The organism is Streptosporangium oxazolinicum (genome assembly GCF_039537505.1).
GTDB lineage: Bacteria > Actinomycetota > Actinomycetes > Streptosporangiales > Streptosporangiaceae > Streptosporangium > Streptosporangium oxazolinicum.
Window position 1 is genome coordinate 264,636 of the sequence record NZ_BAABAQ010000002.1, and the last position, 18,116, is coordinate 282,751.

The following is an 18,116-nucleotide window of genomic DNA, read 5'->3' on the forward strand; positions in this document are numbered from 1 at the left end:
CATGCAGAGGCGGCGCGTGGAGATGGGAGGCACCCCGCATGGACAGGCCCGTGCCGCAGCGGGGAAGCTGGTCAGATGAGCGAGCGCACCCACCGGCACGCGGCAGCGCGCAGTCCGGGGCGGACCCTGTTCAGACGGCTGTTCGCGATCAACGGGCTGGTCTTCACGGTCGGCACGCTGGTGCTCGCCCTCTCTCCCGCCACCGTGTCCTCCCCGGTGCTCCTGACCGAGATCCCGGTGCTGACGATCGGCCTGGCGATGATCCTGGCGGCCAACGCCCTGCTGCTACGTACCAGCCTGGCCCCGCTCGACGCGCTCACCGCCCTGATGCAGCGCGTGGACCTGCTGCACCCCCACGACCGGCTGCCCAGCGACGGCAACCACGACCTGGCCCACCTGATCGACACCTTCAACGCGATGCTGGACCGGCTGGAGGCCGAACGCAGCGCCAGCAGTGCCCATGCCCTCGCGGCCCAGGAGAACGAGCGGCGCCGCATCGCCCGCGAGCTGCACGACGAGATCGGCCAGAGCCTCACCGTGGTCCTGCTGAGTCTCAAGCACGCCGCCGACCGCGCGCCCCGCGACCTGCGCGAGGACCTGCACGCGGTACAGGAGAGCGTCCGCGCGAGCCTGGACGAGGTGGGGCAGGTCGCCCGCCGCCTGCGTCCCGGCGTCCTGGAAGACCTCGGCCTGCAGAGCGCCCTCAGCGCGCTGAGCAGCGACTTCTCCCAGAGCAGCGGCGTTCCCGTGACACGCAGGGTCGAGACCGACCTGCCCACGCTGAGCGAGGACGTCGAGCTGGTCCTCTACCGCATCGCCCAGGAGGGCCTGACCAACGCGGCCAGGCACGCCGGGGCGTCCCGCGTCGAGCTGTCGCTCGCCGTCCGGCCCGGCGGCCTGGAACTGGGCATCACCGACGACGGCCGTGGCGGCGTACACCAGGACGGGGCGGGGATCCGCGGAATGCGGGAGCGCGCCCTGCTCATCGGCGCCCGGCTGACGGTGACCTCTCCGCAGGGCGGCGGCACCGACGTCCGCCTCACCGTACCGGCCGCCACCGAACTCGACACCGAACTCGACACCGAGCCCGGCACCGAGCCCGGCACCGAGCGGAGAGCCACATGAGCCCTGAGAACCCTGGGAGCCCTGAGAGCCCTGGAAGCGCCGTGCCTCCCGTGAGCACCGTGAGTCCCACCAGGATCCTGCTGGCCGACGACCACGCCCTGGTTCGCCGCGGGCTACGGCTGATCCTGGACGCCGAACCCGATCTCACGGTGGTGGCCGAGGCCGCCAACGGCGCCGAGGCGGTGGAGGCGGCCACGCCCGAGGCGGTCGACCTCGCCATCCTCGACATCGCGATGCCCCGCATGACCGGGCTGCAGGCGGCCCGCGAGATCTCACGACGCGCCCCCGGCATCCGGCTGCTGATCCTGTCGATGTACGACAACGAGCAGTACTTCTTCGAGGCGCTCAAGGCGGGAGCCTCGGGCTACGTACTGAAGTCGGTGGCCGACCGCGACCTGCTGGAGGCGTGCAGGGCGGCGACGCGCGGCGAGCCGTTCCTGTATCCGGGAGCCGTCACCGCCCTGATCAGGCACTACCTGCAGCGCGACAGGCTGGGACAGAGCATGCCGGAGAGCATCCTGACCCCGCGCGAGGAGGAGATCGTCAAGCTGATCGCCGAGGGCAACTCCGCCAAGCAGATCGCCGAGACCCTTTTCATCAGCGTGAAGACCGTCGACCGGCATCGCGCCAACATCCTGCAGAAGCTTGGCATGCGCGACCGGCTGGACCTCACCCGCTACGCCATCCGCGCGGGCCTGATCGAACCCTGAGGGAAACGGGGTCCCGGACGACGCGCGAACGGCCCGGCGCGTGCCGGGCCGTTCGCGGTGGGACCCCTACTTCTTCTTCTGCCCCTGGCGCTTCTCGCGGATCTTCATGGTGACCTCGATGGGTGACCCGGCGAAGCCGAACTCCTCGCGGATCCGGCGCTCGATGAAGCGGCGGTAGGTCTCCTCCAGGAAGCCCGAGGTGAACAGCACGAACTTCGGCGGCTCCGTCGACGCCTGCGTGGCGAAGAGGATCTTGGGCTGCTTGCCGCTGCGGACCGGAGGCGGGGTGGCCGCGACCAGGTCGGTCAGGAAGGCGTTGAGCCGGGCGGTGGGCACCCGGGTCGACCAGGAGTCGAGCGCCTTCTCGATCGCGGGGACGAGCCGGTCGACGTGCCAGCCGTTCTTCGCGGAGATGTTGACCCGCAGCGCCCACGGCACGCGGACGAGCTGGCGGTCGATCTCCTTCTCCAGGTAGTAGCGGCGGTCCTCGTCGAGCAGGTCCCACTTGTTGAACGCCACGACCATGCACCGGCCCGACTCGATCACCAGGGAGATGATCCGCAGGTCCTGCTCGGTCAGCACGTCGCTGGCGTCGATGAGCACCACCGCGATCTCCGAGCGCTCCAGGGCCCCCCGGGTGCGCATGCTCGCGTAGAAGTCGGCGCCCTTGAGCTCGCGGTCGCGCCGCCTGATCCCGGCGGTGTCGACGAAGCGCCAGGTCTTGCCGCCAAGCTCGACCAGCTCGTCCACCGGGTCGCGGGTGGTGCCCGCCATCGGGTCGACGAGCACGCGCTCGGAGCCCGCCAGCTTGTTCAGCAGCGAGGACTTGCCCACGTTCGGCTTGCCGACCAGGGCGACCCGGCGCGGACCGCGCTCGGGGCCGAAGCGCTGCTCGGGCGTCTCCGGCAGTCTGTCGAGGATCACGTCCAGCAGGTCGCCGCTGGAGCGGCCGTGCAGGGCCGAGACCGGCTGCGGCTCGCCCAGGCCGAGGGCCCACAGCCCGGCGGCCTCCAGCTCCATCTGCTGGTTGTCGACCTTGTTGGCGGCGAGGATGACCGGCTTGCCGGACCCGCGCAGCACGTGGCCGACGATCTCGTCCGCGTCGGTCACGCCCACGACGGCGTCGACCACGAACAGGATCACGTCGGCCAGCTCGGCCGCGACCTGGGCCTGCTCGGCGATCTTCAGCGCCATGCCGGTCGCGTCGGGGTCCCAGCCGCCGGTGTCGACCACCGTGAACCGGCGCCCCCGCCAGGTGGCGTCGTAGGTGACCCGGTCGCGGGTCACCCCCGGCACGTCCTCCACGACCGCCTCCCGGCGGCCGATGATCCGGTTGACCAGGGTGGACTTGCCCACGTTGGGGCGGCCCACCACGGCCACGACCGGCTGCGGGGCCGTGTCGGGCCCCACATCCCGCTGCGAGCTGTCATCGGTCCCTGAATCGGCGAGCTCCGCGTCGATCCAGCCGTCTTCGTCGTATACCCCGGTCACGCCTTTTCCTTAATCACACGCAGTATTTCGGCGATGACCTCTTCGAGGTTCAGCGCCGTGGTGTCGAGCTCGACGGCGTCGGCCGCCTTCGCCAGCGGGTCCGCCTTCCTGGTCGAGTCGAGGGTGTCCCGGCGGGCCATCGCGGCCCGCTGCGCCGCCACCGTGGTGCCGGTGAGCTCCGCCGTACGGCGCAGTGCCCTGGCGTCCGCGCTCGCGGTCAGGTAGATCTTGACCGCGGCACCGGGCGCCACCACCGTGCCGATGTCACGGCCCTCGACGACGATTCCGCCCGCGCCGATGATCTCACGCTGCTCGGCCACCAGGCGGCGCCGTACCTCGGGCACCGCGCTGACCGCCGAGACGGCCGCGGTGACCTCGGCGGTGCGGATCGGCGCGACGGCGTCGACGCCGTCGACCGCCACCACGGGGGCGTCCGGGTCGGTGCCCAGCGTGAGCACCGGGTCGAGAGCCCTGGCCGCGATCGCCTCGGGGTCCGCGAGGTCGATCTCCCGCTGGATCATCCACCAGGTGATCGCCCTGTACATCGCCCCGGTGTCGAGATAGCGCAGCCCCAAGGCCCGCGCCACCCCTCGTGACGCGCTCGACTTGCCCGATCCCGAAGGACCGTCCATGGCGACGACCAGTCCGGTCACGACGCCTCTCCCTTGCAGCCCGCTTCAGTTGTCCGTACGAGGCTACCGGGAGCGGGGAAGGAACCGCGCATCGAGCGACCCGCCCCGGACATGAGCGGGCCTCACGGAGATCGTCACGAGGGGTACGGGCGGACGCGGCGGCGAGCCCCGCCGGACCCCCGGGCGCGCGTGTGGTCACACAGCGTGATCACCTGGGAGGGGTCACGGCAGGTGCCAGCCGTTCGCCCGCAGGGCCTCGGCCAGCGCCGTCACCGCCTCCGGCTGCACCCAGAGCTCGGCGGCGCCCAGCGGCAGGCCGGGGGCGTGCTCGAGCCTGACGTCCTCGATGTTGACCCCCGCCTCCTTGGCCACCTGGAACAGCCGGGCCAGCTCACCGGGACGGTCGCCGACGATGACCTGGACGACCGCGTAGGTGCGTGCGGGACCACCGTGCTTGCCGGGAATCCTGCCCGTTCCCGTGACGCCCCGGTACAGCAGCTCGGTGACGCGGGCCATGGCGTCGGGATCGGCGGAGGCGGCCGAGGCGCGGAGGGAGGACGCCGCGGCGGCCAGGTCGGCCGCCACCGCCTCCAGCACCTCGGCCACCGGCAACGCGTTGCCCGACAGGATCCCGGTCCAGAGCCTCGGGTCGCTCGCCGCGATGCGGGTGACGTCGCGCACCCCGGGACCGGCCAGGCCGAGCGCGGTGACCGGCGCCTCCGCGAGACGGGCGGCCACCGCGGAGGCGGCCACGTGGGGGGCGTGCGAGACGACCGCGACGGCCCTGTCGTGCTCCTCGGCACCGACCCTGACCGCCTCGCCGCCGCACAGCTTGACGAGCCCGTACAGGGCCTCCAGGGCGTCGGGCGAGGTCTCCCCGGTCGGGCACAGCGCCCACGGGCGCCCGAGGAACAGGTCGGCCCGCGCCGCGGCGGGCCCGGAACGCTCGCGTCCGGCGAGCGGGTGCCCGGCGACGTAGGTCGTCAGGTCGCAGCCGAGGCTCGCGGCCTCCCGGAGCGGGAGCGCCTTGACGCTGGCCACGTCGGTGTAGAAACGGGCCGCGCCGACCTCCTGGAGGGCGGCGAGCCGTCCCGCGACCACCTGCGGCGGGACCGCGATGATCGCGATGTCCACGGTCACGCCCTCGGCCCACTCGACGCCGGCGCCCAGCTCCCGCGCCAGCCGCAGGGATCCCGCGTCGCGGTCGGCCAGATGGACGGCGACGCCCTGCTCGCGCAGGGCCAGGGCGATCGAGGTGCCGATCAGGCCCGTACCGACGACCAGGACGCTTTCGAGGCCGCTCACGCGCGCTCCTCCAAGATGGTGACGCACGAGAGGATCACTGGGCGATGTCCACGCGGAGGGCGACCGCACCACGCAGGTAGACGTGCTGGATGTCCTGGCGGGACCGTTCGACGTCGACGTGGGCCATCAGCCGCACCACGCGGGGCAGCGCGCCGGGAACGTCGATCTCGGAGGCGCAGATCAGCGGAACGTCGTGGAAGCCGAGCTTGCGGGCGGCCAGGGCGGGAAACTCTGCGGTGAGATCGGGCGTGGCCGTGAAGATCACACTGATCACGTCGTCGGTGGTGAGCCTGTTGCGCCCCATCACCTCCGTGACCAGCTCGGTGACCCCGGACAGGATCTCGTCCCGGCTGTTCGCCCCGACCTGGGTCGCGCCTCGGATCGCCCGTATCATCGCCGCTCCTCCAATCCACCGTGCCGGACCACCCCGAGGATGGTCCGGCACGTCCTAACACACGTGTCAGGGAAGATTACAACCCGACCGCGGCGTAGAGCTCCCCGACTTCCGTGAGGGTCAGTGCCCGGACGGTGCCCGGCTTGAGGCGGCCGAGCTTGACCGGGCCGAACTCGATCCGGGCCAGGTCGATCACCGGGTGCCCGACCTCCTCCAGCATGCGGCGGACGATGTGCTTGCGGCCCTCGTGCAGCACGATCTCGATCAGGGCCTGCTGTCCGTGCTCCTGGACCAGGGCGAAGGAGTCGGCCTTGGCGAGGCCGTCCTCCAGCTCGACGCCCTTCTTCAGGCGGCGGCCGAGGTCGCGCTCGATCCGGCCGGGAACCTTCGCCCAGTACTTCTTCTGGACGCCGTAGCTCGGGTGGGTGAGCCTGTTGGCCAGCTCGCCGTCGTTGGTGAGCAGGATCAGGCCCTCGGTCTCGGTGTCGAGGCGGCCCACGTGGAACAGCCGCTCGGTGCGGTCGGCCACGAAGTCGGCCAGCGAGGGGCGGCCGTCCGGGTCGGACATGGTGCTGACGACGCCGATCGGCTTGTTGATCGCGAGGTAGACCAGGTCGGGCATGGTCGGCAGGCGCTTGCCGTCGACGTGGATGACCTGCTTGGCGGGGTCGACCCGGGCGCCGAAGCGGCGGACCACCTGGCCGTCGACCGTCACCCGTCCCTCACCGATCATGTCCTCGCAGGCCCGGCGGCTGGCGACACCCGCCTGGGCGAGGACCTTCTGCAGCCGGACGCCGTCGGGGACCTCGGTGGTGTCGCGCTCGTCGACGTAGTCGCGGTCGTAGAAGTCGGAGTCACGCCTGGGCTGGCGGGCGGTCTTGAACCGGTCGTTCGCGATCGCGCCCGGCCTGAGCGGCGCCTTCGGCGCCTTCGATGCGGCGGCGCGGTCGGCGGGGGCGCGGCGCTCACCGTACGCCCCGGCGCTGCCGCCGCCGATGGTCTGGACGTCGTCCCGGCGCCCGGTCCTGCCGAAGCGGCCACGGGAGCCGCCACCGGCGGGCGCGTCGCCGCGACCACGGTCGGAGCCGGGCCTGCCACGCGAGCCGCCGCGCTCGGCGCGGAAACCGCCACGGTCGTCACGGCGCGGACCGTCGGAGCGGTAACCGTCACGGTCGTCGCGGCGCGGACCGTCAGGCCGGAAACCGCCCTGCGAACCACCGTCGGGCCTGCCGTACCGGCTCCGCGAACCGTCACGGGACCCACCGAACGACGAACCACCACGATCGTCACGACGTGGACCGTCCGAACGGAAACCACCGGACGACGAACCACCGCGATCACCACGGCGCGGGCCGTCGGAGCGGTAACCATCACGATCGTCCCGACGCGGACCGTCCGAACGGAAACCATCACGATCGTCCCGACGTGGGCCATCAGAACGGAAACCGCCACGGTCGTCACGACGCGGGCCGTCCGAACGGAAACCACCGGACGACGAACCACCGCGATCACCACGACGCGGGCCCTCGGAGCGGTAACCGCCCTGCGAACCACCGAAGGACGAACCGCCGCGATCGTCGCGGCGCGGGCCGTCGGAGCGGTAACCGCCTTGGGAGCCGCCCGAGGGCCTGCCGCCGCCGTACTGGCTCCGCGAGCCGTCACGCTCCGCGCGGAAACCGGCGCGGTCGTCACGGCGTGGGCCGTCCGAACGGAAACCACCGGATGACGAACCACCCCGGAACCCGCCGGAGGAGGATCCGCCCCGGGAGGAGCCGCCCCGGAATCCACCGGACTGCGAGCCCCCACGGGGATTGCCACCGCGCGGGGCTCCGCCACGGCCTTGACCGCGTCCATCACCGGACGGGGTACTGCGCCTGTTGTTCACTACTTCTGCTCCTCTAGGGATTCCGTGTCGTCGGGCAGGAAAGGTGCCAGCTCGGGAAGCTCTTCGAGCTCCCGCAGCCCCATCCGCTCGAGAAAATACGAACTTGTCCGGTAGAGCACGGCTTGGCTCTCCGGTTCGGTGCCGGCCTCCTCGACCAGCCCCCTCGTCATCAGCGTGCGCATGACGCCGTCGCTGTTGACACCGCGGATGGCCGCCACCCGGGCCCGGCTCACCGGCTGCCGGTAGGCGACCACGGCCAGGGTCTCCAGAGCGGCCTGGGTGAGGCGCGTCTGCTGGCCGTCGCGGACGAACCGCTCCACGAGTGGCGCGCACTCGGCCCGCGTGTAGAACCGCCAGCCGCCCGCGACCTCTCTCAGGTCGAAACCCCGTCCGGAAGCGGTGTATTCCGCCGAGAGCTCACGAATCGCCCGCCCGATCTCGTGGACGGGCCGTTCCAGAACCTGGGCGAGGGTCACCTCGGCGACGGGCTCGTCCACCACCAGCAGAATCGCCTCCAGCCCGGCGCGCAGATCCGGCTCGGCGCCCGGAGCAGGCTCGGCACCCGGACCGGCCTCGGCACCCGGGCCGGGGGCGATACGCGGACCGGCCTCGGCGTACGGGCCGGGGGCGGGTGCCAGGTCAGTCATCGGCGGGCTCTCTCTTCGGGCTGTTCAGGGTCTCGTCGTAATCGTCGGCCACGGCGACGTCGCCGTCGTCACTGCCGGTCCAGGTCACGTGCAACTCCCCGAGAGGCTCCACCTGCTCGAAGGAGACGGCCGCCTCCCGATAGAGCTCCAGGACGGCCAGGAAACGCGCGACGACCTCGAAGGTGCCGGCGCAGTCGGAGGTGAGGGCCCGGAAAGTCGCCCGGCGCAGCCGTCGCAGCCGCTCGACAAGGATAACCGCCTGCTCGCGGACATTGGCGAGCGGTTGGTAGATGTGGGCCACCGAGACCGACGGGGGCGCCTTGGGGGCGAAGGCCCGCTGGGCGATCTCCGCGAGGCGGTCGGGGCCGATGCCGAGGATCAGCTCGGGCAGCAGGTTCGCGAACTCCGCCTCCATCGGCACCGTACGGGGGAAGCGCAGCGCCTCCTCGGCCATCCGGCCGGAGAAGACCTTGACGACCTCCTTGTAGGCCCGGTACTGCAGAAGACGGGCGAACAGCAGGTCACGGGCCTCCAGGATGGCCAGGTCCTCCTCGTCGTCGACCTCGCCCGAGGGCAGCAGCCTGGCGGCCTTGAGGTCGAGCAGGGTCGCCGCGACGAGCAGGAAGTGGCTCGTCTGGTCCAGGTCCCACTCCGGGCCCCTGGCCCGGATGTAGGAGATGAACTCGTCGGTGACCTGGCTGAGCGAGACCTCGGTGATGTCCAGCTTGTGCTTGGAGATCAGACCGAGCAGGAGGTCGAAAGGGCCCTCGAAGACCTCCAGGTGCACCTTGAAGGTGTCATCGTCGGTCTTCGGCTGCTCGGTCATCCCTGCATTGTCCCGCACCCGGAGGCGATCACCGCTCCAGCGCGGCCCACCTGGCCAGGACTTCCCTGGCGAGCTCGCGGTACGCGCTGGCGCCGAGCGAGGACGAGTCGAAGCTGGTGATGGGCTCACCGGCCACGGTGGCGTCGGGGAAGCGAACCGTCCGGTTGATCACCGTGTGGTAGACCTTCTCGTCGAACGCCTCGACGACCCGGGCCAGCACCTCGCGGCCGTGCAGGGTGCGCGCGTCGTACATGGTGGCGAGCAGGCCCTCGATGACCAGCTCGTCGTTGATGCGCTCCTGGACCTTGATGATGGTGTCCATGAGCAGCGCGACACCGCGCAGCGCGAAGAACTCGCACTCCAGCGGCACCATGACGCCGTGCGCGCAGGCCAGCGCGTTGATCGTGAGCAGTCCCAGGGAGGGCTGGCAGTCGATCAGGCACACGTCGTACTCGGGCAGGAGGGGTTTGATCACCCGGCCGAGCACCTGCTCGCGGGCGACCTCCGTGACGAGCTGGACCTCCGCGGCCGACAGGTCGATGTTGCTGGGCAGCAGGTCCATGCCCTCGACGCCGGTCTCCAGGAGCACGTCCCTGGCGGTGATCTGCCGCTCCATGAGGAGGTTGTAGACCGTCAGGTCGAGCTGGAGGGGGTTGATCCCGAGGCCGACCGAGAGGGCACCCTGCGGGTCGAAGTCGACCAGCAGGACCTTGAGCCCGGCCTCCGCCAGCGCGGCGCCCAGGTTGATGGTGGTGGTCGTCTTGCCGACGCCGCCCTTCTGGTTGACCATGGCGACGACCCTCGCCGGTCCGTGCACCGTGCGGGGGGGCGGGTCGGGGAAGACCGGGCGGGGACGCCCGGTCGGGCCGAGGACTCCCCCGCTGCGAGGGGTCCCGGCGGTCTTGGTGTCGCCCCAGGGATTCTCGGGGTTTGCCGGGGTCGTTCCCCGGATAGAACCGTCGGTGGTCACAGTCACCAGTCGAACCTCCCTGACGGCCTCTAACCGGACCGTCCGGACGGACACTATGGCGTCAACACGTATGCGGCAAGGCGGCACGCCCGGACATAAGCAAGGTCAATCCCGCGTGCGCGGATGCGCGGCGGCATAGACCTCGCGGAGCTTGTCGACCGTGACCTGTGTGTACACCTGGGTGGTGGTCACCGAGGCGTGGCCGAGTAGTTCCTGAACCACCCTAACGTCCACACCCCCGTCAAGGAGGTGGGTTGCGAACGAATGTCGCAACATATGTGGTGACACTCCTTCGAGCCCGCCGCGCTCGGCGGCGCCCTGGAGGACCTCCCAGGCGCCCTGGCGGGTGAGCCGCCCGCCCCTGGCGTTCAGGAAGAGCCCCGAGGTGCCCCGGCCGTGTGAGGCGATGCCGGGCCGCGCACGGGTGAGGTAGGCGCGCAGCGCCTCCTCCGCGAAGCCGCCCAGGGGCACCAGGCGGGTGCGTCCGCCCTTGCCGCGCAGGCGCACCCGCTGGGCCTCGGCCCCCAGCTCGACGTCGTCGACGGCGAGTCCCACGGCCTCGGAGATGCGCGCGCCGGTGCCGTACAGCAGTTCGAGCAGCGCCCGGTTACGCAGCGTGAGCGGGGCTCCGTCGGGTCCCGCGGCGGCGATCAGGCGCTCCACGTCGCGGACGCTGATCGCCTTGGGCAGCCGCCTGAGCTGGCGCGGCGCGCGTACCTCGTGGGCCGGGTCGTGCCGGCAGACGCCCTGGCTCAGCGCGAAGCGGTGCAGGCCGCGCACCGCGGAGACGGCCCGCGCCGCCGAGGCGGCGACGAGTGCCTGGTGTTCCCCGTCGCCCTCCCTGAGCGCCGTCACGAAGGCGGTGACGTCGTCCTCGGCGACCTCGCCGAAGGTGGCGCGGCCGCGCCGCTCGAGATGCCCTACGTACCGCAGGAGGTCACGGCGATAGGAGGCCAGGGTGTTGGCGGCCAGGCCCCGCTCCACGGCCAGATGGGCGAGGTAGCTGGAGAGGACGGCCTCCGTCTCGCTCAGGGTGTCCTCCTGTCATGCCTCCGGTGCGTCGGCGGGCCGCAGTGAGGCGAATCCATCCGCCGAAGCGGCGTATGCGGCGAGAATACCGGCCACGGCTTGGGAATTGTGGATCATTCCCGCCATGGCACGCCGAACCGCGTCGGACAGGGGAATCCACACCACCGGCATGTCGGCCTCCTCGTGCCGGTGGACGAAGTCCAGCTCCCCCTCGGGGATGGGGCTGACGTCCCTGGCGAGGAAGATCCGGGTGCGCTCGTCGCTCATCCCGGGCGAGATGAGGGCGTCGACCAGGGTGTGCCAGGTGCCCGCCCGGTAGCCCGCCTCCTCGGCGAGCTCGCGGGCCGCGCCGTCCCGCAGGGACTCGCCGTCGACGTCGCGCAGCCCGGCGGGCAGCTCCCACAGCAGCCGCCGCGCGGGGTGGCGGTACTGGCGGATCAGCAGGATCCGCTCCTGGTCGTCGAGGGCCACGACGGCCACGGAGCCCGGGTGGACCACGTAGTCGCGGTTGACGACCTCGCCGTCCGGCATGACGACCGCGTCGGTGACCCCGGTGATGACACGGGCGCGGAAGTGCTCGGTGGAGGAGACGACCTTCCACTCCTCGGGGACGTCCACGACCTCCACGGTGTCCACGACGTCCTGACCCTCCTGGTTCTCCCCCGCGTCCGCTCGTGAGCCGCTCACTTGCCCCGCCCCGCCTTGGCGACGGTGCCGCGGATGTCGGCGTACGTCAGGGCGGCGCCGATCAGGCCCTTGAACAGGGGGTGCGCCCGGGTCGGCCGGGAACGGAACTCCGGGTGCGCCTGGGTGCCGATGAAGAAGGGGTGGACGTCGGCGGGCAGCTCGGCGTACTCCACCAGGCGGCCGTCGGGCGAGAGGCCGGAGAAGACCATGCCGACCTTCTCCAGCTGCTCGCGGTAGGAGTTGTTGACCTCGTAGCGGTGGCGGTGGCGCTCGTCCACCTTCGCCATGCCGTACAGCTGGCGGGCGAGCGTGCCCTCGCCGAGCCTGGCCGGGTAGAGGCCCAGCCTCATGGTGCCGCCCATGTCGCGCTCGCCGGAGACGACGTCCTCCTGGTCGGCCATCGTGGAGATGACCGGGTGGGTGGTCTCCGCGTCGAACTCGGTGCTTCCGGCGTCCTCGATGTCCGCGAGGTTGCGGGCGGCGTCGATGACCATGCACTGCATGCCCAGGCAGATGCCGAGCAGCGGGATCTTGTTCTCCCTGACGTGCCGGATCGCGCCGACCTTGCCCTCGATCCCGCGTACGCCGAAGCCGCCGGGCACCAGGACGCCGTCGACGCCGTCGAGCTCGCGGGCCGCGCCCTCGGGGGTCTCGCAGTCGTCGCTTTTGACCCAGCGGATGTTGACGCGGGCGTCGTTGGCGAAGCCGCCCGCGCGCAGCGCCTCGGTGACCGACAGGTAGGCGTCGGGCAGGTCGATGTACTTGCCGACGAGCGCGATCGTGACCTCGTTGGCCGGGCGGTGCACCCGGCGCAGGAGCTGCTCCCACTCCTTCCAGTCGACGTCCCTGAAGGGCAGGCCCAGGCGGCGTACCACGTAGGCGTCCAGGCCCTCGGAGTGCAGGACCTTGGGGATGTCGTAGATGCTGGCGGCGTCGATGGCGGAGACGACCGCGTCCTCGTCCACGTCGCACATCAGGCTGATCTTGCGCTTGAGCGAGTTGGTGATCGGCCGGTCGGAGCGGCACACGATCGCGTCGGGCTGGATGCCGATGCTGCGCAGCGCGGCGACCGAGTGCTGCGTCGGCTTGGTCTTCAGCTCGCCGCTCGGCCCGATGTACGGCAGCAGCGAGACGTGGAGGAAGAACACGTTGTCGCGGCCGACCTCGTGGCGGACCTGGCGGACGGCCTCCAGGAAGGGCAGCGACTCGATGTCGCCCACGGTGCCGCCGACCTCGGTGATGACCACGTCCACGTCGGGACCTGCCATCGACCGGATGCGGTCCTTGATCTCGTTGGTGATGTGCGGGATGACCTGCACGGTGTCACCGAGATACTCGCCTCGGCGCTCCTTGGCGATGACGTTGGAGTAGACCTGGCCGGTGGTCACGTTGGCCGAGCCGTGCAGTTCGGTGTCGAGGAAGCGCTCGTAGTGGCCGACGTCGAGGTCGGTCTCCGCGCCGTCGTCGGTGACGAACACCTCACCGTGCTGGAACGGGTTCATGGTGCCGGGGTCGACGTTGAGGTAGGGGTCGAGTTTCTGCATGGTGACCCGCAGGCCGCGCAGCTTGAGAAGGCGCCCGAGGCTGGAGGCCGTCAGTCCCTTCCCAAGGCTGGAGGCGACGCCGCCGGTGACGAACAGATGCTTGGTGTGTGCGGCGCTGCGCAAGAAGGCTCCCGTGGTCGTTACAGATCGTCGGCGCACCCTGATGAATGGCCTACAGGTCCACGGGCTCTCAGAATATCAAACGGTACCGGCGAAGTGCCCGAACAACCCCCTGCCCACGTTCCCCCCAAACCCAACCAAGCGGTAATTTGATCCGTTATGTCACTTCATGGTGTGTTAAGGCGTGCCATGGGCAGCCTCGTCCACCGGCTCTGGGCGGCGGCCCGCGCGGCCGGCGCCGTCACCCCCGTCAGCCCCGCCGGATACCGCTTCCGGCGTCTCGGCGAGGGCGCCTGCCTGTCGTTCCCGCTCGGAGCCGTCTTCGGCGAGGCCTGGATCGAGATCGGCGACCACACCCTGATCGGCGAGCGGGTCTCCATCTCCGCGGGCATGGGCCCCGGGGTCGACCTGGGCCCGGACTCGGTCGTACGGATCGGCGGGAGCTGCTCCATCGGCAGGGGCAGCCACATCGTGGGCCACCAGTCGATCGACATCGGCGACGACGTCTTCACCGGCCCGTACGTCTACATCACCGACCAGAACCACGTCTACGACGACCCCGAGGCGCCGATCGGCCGCCAGTGGCCGCGCAACAACCCGGTGTCCATCGGATCGGGATCGTGGCTGGGCACCGGCGCGATCATCCTGCCGGGCACCCGGATCGGCAGGCAGTGCGTGGTGGCGGGCGGGGCGGTGGTACGCGGTGAGTTCCCCGACCACAGCGTGATCGCGGGCATCCCCGCCAAGGTGGTGCGCCACTACGTACCCGGCGAGGGGTGGCTGCCGCCCCACATGGAGGTCGTGGACACCGTGAAGATCATGGACACCGAGACCGGAGTGATACCGCGATAGGGAACGGATCGGGATCGATCCACGGCCGGGAACCGTTGAAGGGGAAGAGAGACACTACGGAGGTGCGATGCTCGCGGCACTGACGGGCCTTGGACTCTCCACCGCGGCCGGGCTCAACGCCTACATCCCGCTGCTGGTGGTCGGCCTGCTCGCCAACTTCACCGACCAGGTACGGCTGCCGCAGGAGTTCGCCTGGCTGTCCAACGGCTGGGTGCTCGGGATCATCGGCGTGCTGCTCCTGGCGGAGTTCGTGCTCGACAAGGTCCCGGTGGTCGACAGCGTCAACGACATGATCCAGACCGTCGTCCGCCCCGCCTCCGGCGGCGTGGTCTTCAGCGCCACCGAGGCCGCGGCCCGGCTGGACGGCTCGACCTGGATGAGCCACAACCCCTGGCTCAGCTGGGTGCTGGGAATCGCGATCGCCCTCGCCGTACACACCATGAAGGCGACCACCAGGCCCGTGGTGAACGCCACCACGGCCGGGGTGGGCGCGCCCGTGGTCAGCACGGTCGAGGACGCCGGGGCACTGGGCATCAGCCTGGTGGCGATCTTCCTGCCGGTCCTGGTCGTCGTGGTGGTGGCGGGGCTGGCGCTGTTCGCCTGGTGGGCGACCCGCAGGATACGGCGACGGCGGCGGACGGCCGTCCCGAGCCTGCGATGAGACCGCGCCCCGCCCCCACCGCGGGGCCCCTTGTGGCCCCGTCCGCGCCGACCGGCACCGCGAGGTCCGGCGCCCGCGCGGGGGCCTCGGCGCGGGATATGCTCGAAACACCCTGTCCAGCCCGTCCAGTCCCTGCCGGGAGGTGGCTCCGATCGGCGATTTCCTCATCGTCCTGATGGTGATCCTGCTGTTCTTCCTTCTCCTGGGAGGAGTCGGGATCTACCTGCTGGTCAAGGTCGGCAGGAAGGCCACGAAGAAGGCCAGGGCCGTGTCCACCAGGGTCGCCACCCACATGGCGGCGATGGGCACCGGCGACGCCGCGGAGACCGAGCGGATGCGCCTCGACCTGCGGCGCGAGGTCTCCCTGACCCGCCAGGCCGTCGACCACGCGCTGCGCGACGGCTGGGGCCTGGGCGACCTGCCCCACCTCGTGGCGGAGATCTCGGCGCACGCCGATCAGCTCGACGCCCAGCTCGCCCGCTACGCCCAGGAGCGCCGGGTCTCGCCCTACATCGACCACACGGCGCTGGGCCGCCTGCGTGAGCACCACGCCAAGCTGACCACGTCCTGCGCCAGGATCAGGGCCGACCTGCGCGACGACCAGATGGCGCACTCGGCCGGGAGCATCGACGAGATCCAGGGCCGCACCGACCTGGAGATCGAGGCGCGCCGCCGCGCGCCCGACCCGCTGGACCAGATCGACGAGCTCTACAACCGCACGATGATCAACCGCACCCACCCCGACGACTCCCGCTGACGGCCCCCGCCCACGCCACCTCTCGGCGAGTTCATCGGCCCTTGACGTCCTCCTCCCCAGTGGCCGCACCCGGCGCACCGTCGCGTCAGGCGACCGTACCGGCCGGGGCGGCCGGGGGAAGGTGAGGTCAGGAGACCCCTGCCTCGCGCATGTCGCGCACCTCTCGCTTGAGCTCCTTGATCTCGTCGCGGAGCCGGGCGGCGACCTCGAACTGAAGGTCGGTGGCGGCCTGGTGCATCTGCTCGGTGAGCGACTCCATCAGCGCCTCCAGCTGGGCCCTGGGCATCTCTCCGGCGATCGCCCTGGCGTGCTGGCCCGCCTGCTTAACCGCGAAACCGGGGACGGGGGCCTTGCCACGCGACTGCTGGCGGCCGCTGCCGCCGAGAAGCTGGGCGGTGTCGGCGTCCTCGCGGTTGAGCGAGTCGAGGATGTCGGCGATCTTCTTGCGCAGCGGCTGCGGGTCGATGCCGTTCGCCTCGTTGTAGGCGATCTGCTTGGCCCGGCGGCGGTTGGTCTCGTCGATCGCCCGCTCCATGGAGGGGGTGACCCGGTCGGCGTACATGTGCACCTGGCCGGAGACGTTTCTGGCCGCGCGGCCGATGGTCTGGATCAGGGAGGTCTCCGAGCGCAGGAAGCCCTCCTTGTCGGCGTCGAGGATGGCCACCAGCGACACCTCGGGCAGGTCGAGGCCCTCGCGGAGCAGGTTGATGCCGACCAGCACGTCGAACTCGCCCGTCCGCAGCTCGCGCAGCAGCTCGATGCGGCGCAGGGTGTCGACCTCGCTGTGCAGGTAGCGGACCCGGATGCCGAGCTCGAGCAGGTAGTCGGTGAGATCCTCGGACATCTTCTTGGTGAGCGTGGTGACCAGGACCCGCTCGTCCTTCTCCGTACGGGTGCGGATCTCGTGGATCAGGTCGTCGATCTGCGACGTGGTCGGCTTGACGATCACCTCGGGGTCGATCAGCCCGGTCGGCCGGATCACCTGCTCGACCACGTCGCCCTTGGAGCGGCCCAGCTCGTAGGAGCCGGGGGTGGCCGACAGGTAGACCGTCTGGCCGATCCGCTCCAGGAACTCCTCCCACTTCAGCGGGCGGTTGTCCATCGCGGACGGCAGGCGGAAGCCGTGGTCGACGAGCGTGCGCTTACGGGAGGCGTCTCCCTCGTACATCGCGCCGATCTGCGGGACGGTCTGGTGGGACTCGTCCAGGACCAGCATGAAGTCTTCGGGGAAGTAGTCGAGGAGGGTGTTGGGCGCGCTGCCCGGGGTGCGGCCGTCCATGTGGCGCGAGTAGTTCTCGATGCCGGAGCAGGTGCCGATCTGGCGCATCATCTCCAGGTCGTAGGTGGTGCGCATGCGCAGCCGCTGGGCCTCCAGCAGCTTGCCCTGGCGCTCCATGGTCTCCAGGGTCTCGGCCAGCTCGGCCTCGATGCCCCGGACGGCGCTCTCCATCCGCTCGGCGCCCGCGACGTAGTGGGAGGCGGGGAAGATGTAGAGCTCCTCGTCCTCGGTGATCACCTCGCCGGTGAGCGGGTGCATGGTCGCGAGCTTCTCGATCTCGTCGCCGAACATCTCGATCCGCACGGCGAGCTCTTCGTACTTGGGGATGATCTCGACGGTGTCGCCGCGCACCCGGAAGGTGCCCCGGGTGAAGGCCATGTCGTTGCGGGTGTACTGCATGTCGACCAGGCGGCGCAGCAGGGTGTCGCGGTCGATCTCCTGGCCGACCTTGAGCCTGACCATGCGGTCGACGTACTCCTGCGGGGTGCCCAGGCCGTAGATGCACGACACGGAGGCCACCACGATCGTGTCGCGGCGGGTCAGCAGCGAGTTGGTCGCCGAGTGGCGCAGCCGCTCGACCTCCTCGTTGATCGAGGAGTCCTTCTCGATGTAGGTGTCGCTCTGCGGGACGTACGCCTCGGGCTGGTAGTAGTCGTAGTAGGAGACGAAGTATTCGACGGCGTTGTTGGGCAGCATCTCGCGCAGCTCGTTGGCGAACTGCGCCGCGAGCGTCTTGTTGGGCTGGATGACCAGGGTCGGCCGCTGGAGGCGCTCGATCAGCCAGGCGACCGTGGCGGTCTTGCCCGTGCCCGTGGCGCCCAGCAGGACGTTGTCCCTGTCTCCGGCCGTGACGCGCCGTTCGAGCTCGGCGATCGCGGCGGGCTGGTCGCCCGAGGGGGTCATGTCGGTGACGACTTCGAAGGGCGCCACCTTGCGCTGCAAATCTGTTACCGGCCTCACCTGTCCCACTGTAGGCGGCGTGACCGACAATCCTTTCTCATAGGTCCGCGCACGGGCGGGCCGCCGTCAACCGCGGGGGTCCGCGCGCGAGCGGATCGCCGTCAACAACAGGGGTCCGTGTACGAGCGGGCCGCCGTCAACCGCACAGGTCCGTGTACGAGCGGATCACTGTCAATCGCAGGGGTCCGCGCACTTGCGGACCGCCGTTAACCGCGTGACAAGCGATCCGCAAGCGGGATCCC

General features: G+C 70.7%; 17 protein-coding genes. 5 read left to right on the top strand and 12 right to left on the bottom strand.

Annotated elements, in window-relative coordinates; all coding sequences use genetic code 11:
• Window positions 1-75 precede the first annotated feature (75 nt).
• Window positions 76-1,125, top strand: coding sequence for a sensor histidine kinase (locus ABD817_RS06350; RefSeq protein WP_344915963.1), 1,050 nt, complete (start codon window positions 76-78; stop codon window positions 1,123-1,125).
• Window positions 1,126-1,175: 50 nt separating this feature from the next.
• Window positions 1,176-1,835 carry a response regulator gene (locus ABD817_RS06355; protein WP_344915965.1) on the top strand — a complete coding sequence of 220 codons (660 nt, stop codon included), beginning with the start codon at window positions 1,176-1,178 and terminating at the stop codon, window positions 1,833-1,835.
• A 66-nt stretch (window positions 1,836-1,901) separates the two neighbouring features.
• On the opposite strand, the gene der is transcribed toward ABD817_RS06355, so the two are convergent.
• The 11 genes from der to pyrG all read right to left on the bottom strand — a co-directional run bounded on the left by der (window position 1,902) and on the right by pyrG (window position 13,368).
• Window positions 1,902-3,326, bottom strand: a complete 1,425-nt coding sequence (gene der, locus ABD817_RS06360; protein ID WP_344915967.1) for a ribosome biogenesis GTPase Der — start codon at window positions 3,324-3,326, stop codon at window positions 1,902-1,904.
• A complete protein-coding gene (gene cmk / locus ABD817_RS06365; protein ID WP_344915969.1) occupies window positions 3,323-3,979 on the bottom strand; it encodes a (d)CMP kinase in 657 nt (218 codons plus the stop codon). Before cmk ends, der begins: the two co-directional genes overlap by 4 nt.
• A gap of 201 nt (window positions 3,980-4,180) precedes the next feature.
• Window positions 4,181-5,263, bottom strand: a complete 1,083-nt coding sequence (locus ABD817_RS06370; protein WP_344915971.1) for a prephenate dehydrogenase — start codon at window positions 5,261-5,263, stop codon at window positions 4,181-4,183.
• Window positions 5,264-5,297: 34 nt separating this feature from the next.
• Entirely contained in the window at window positions 5,298-5,657 is a 360-nt protein-coding gene (aroH, locus tag ABD817_RS06375) for a chorismate mutase (protein WP_344915973.1), read from the bottom strand.
• 76 nt (window positions 5,658-5,733) lie between these two features.
• Window positions 5,734-7,542: a pseudouridine synthase gene (locus tag ABD817_RS06380; RefSeq protein WP_344915975.1), complete on the bottom strand. Its 1,809-nt coding sequence runs from the start codon at window positions 7,540-7,542 to the stop codon at window positions 5,734-5,736.
• Window positions 7,542-8,189, bottom strand: a complete 648-nt coding sequence (gene scpB / locus ABD817_RS06385; RefSeq protein ID WP_344915977.1) for an SMC-Scp complex subunit ScpB — start codon at window positions 8,187-8,189, stop codon at window positions 7,542-7,544. The genes ABD817_RS06380 and scpB overlap by 1 nt, the downstream gene beginning before the upstream one ends.
• Window positions 8,182-9,015 carry a segregation and condensation protein A gene (locus ABD817_RS06390; protein ID WP_344915979.1) on the bottom strand — a complete coding sequence of 278 codons (834 nt, stop codon included), beginning with the start codon at window positions 9,013-9,015 and terminating at the stop codon, window positions 8,182-8,184. Before ABD817_RS06390 ends, scpB begins: the two co-directional genes overlap by 8 nt.
• A gap of 28 nt (window positions 9,016-9,043) precedes the next feature.
• A complete protein-coding gene (locus ABD817_RS06395) occupies window positions 9,044-9,991 on the bottom strand; it encodes a ParA family protein (protein WP_329093373.1) in 948 nt (315 codons plus the stop codon).
• Between the two features lie 99 nt (window positions 9,992-10,090).
• The gene (locus tag ABD817_RS06400) at window positions 10,091-11,017 is read right to left on the bottom strand and encodes a tyrosine recombinase (RefSeq protein WP_344917197.1); all 927 of its coding nucleotides are present in this window, start codon (window positions 11,015-11,017) and stop codon (window positions 10,091-10,093) included.
• A gap of 12 nt (window positions 11,018-11,029) precedes the next feature.
• Entirely contained in the window at window positions 11,030-11,650 is a 621-nt protein-coding gene (locus ABD817_RS06405) for an NUDIX domain-containing protein (RefSeq protein WP_344917199.1), read from the bottom strand.
• A 47-nt stretch (window positions 11,651-11,697) separates the two neighbouring features.
• Window positions 11,698-13,368, bottom strand: coding sequence for a CTP synthase (pyrG, locus tag ABD817_RS06410; RefSeq protein ID WP_344915982.1), 1,671 nt, complete (start codon window positions 13,366-13,368; stop codon window positions 11,698-11,700).
• Between the two features lie 156 nt (window positions 13,369-13,524).
• Here pyrG and ABD817_RS06415 point away from each other — a divergent pair, with 156 nt between their 5' ends.
• The 3 genes from ABD817_RS06415 to ABD817_RS06425 all read left to right on the top strand — a co-directional run bounded on the left by ABD817_RS06415 (window position 13,525) and on the right by ABD817_RS06425 (window position 15,635).
• Entirely contained in the window at window positions 13,525-14,217 is a 693-nt protein-coding gene (locus ABD817_RS06415; RefSeq protein WP_425583277.1) for an acyltransferase, read from the top strand.
• Window positions 14,218-14,284: 67 nt separating this feature from the next.
• Window positions 14,285-14,878, top strand: a complete 594-nt coding sequence (locus ABD817_RS06420) for a DUF4126 domain-containing protein (RefSeq protein ID WP_344915986.1) — start codon at window positions 14,285-14,287, stop codon at window positions 14,876-14,878.
• Between the two features lie 142 nt (window positions 14,879-15,020).
• Window positions 15,021-15,635 (top strand): hypothetical protein, encoded by a 615-nt coding sequence (locus tag ABD817_RS06425; RefSeq protein WP_344915988.1) that lies wholly within the window; start codon window positions 15,021-15,023, stop codon window positions 15,633-15,635.
• A 127-nt stretch (window positions 15,636-15,762) separates the two neighbouring features.
• Here the strand turns inward: ABD817_RS06425 and uvrB are convergent, their stop codons facing one another.
• A complete protein-coding gene (uvrB, locus tag ABD817_RS06430; RefSeq protein WP_344915989.1) occupies window positions 15,763-17,874 on the bottom strand; it encodes an excinuclease ABC subunit UvrB in 2,112 nt (703 codons plus the stop codon).
• Window positions 17,875-18,116: the final 242 nt, after the last annotated feature.